The 235-nt window shown below is 43.0% G+C and carries 1 protein-coding gene; it reads left to right on the forward strand.

The window, feature by feature from the left end; all coding sequences use genetic code 11:
- Nucleotides 1-235 (forward strand): transposase (locus M3636_RS29395; protein ID WP_483311553.1); only part of this gene is annotated, 235 nt, incomplete at both ends.

The following is a 235-nucleotide window of genomic DNA, read 5'->3' on the forward strand; positions in this document are numbered from 1 at the left end:
TGCTACATCACTCGGATCGTGGCTCGCAGTACACGTCAAAAGAATACGTGGAGCAACTGAAATCGTATGCTATGGAACTCAGTATGAGCCGCCGAGGAAACTGTTACGATAACGCATGTATCGAGTCGTGGCACATTATTTTGAAGAACGAACTCATTTACTGTAACCCTCGTTTTAAGAATCCAGAAGAGGATTATAACGCCATTTACCAGTACATTGAGTTCTATTACAACCG

Origin of the sequence: Paenibacillus sp. MER 99-2, assembly GCF_023714095.1 — a bacterium.
Taxonomy (GTDB): domain Bacteria; phylum Bacillota; class Bacilli; order Paenibacillales; family Paenibacillaceae; genus Paenibacillus.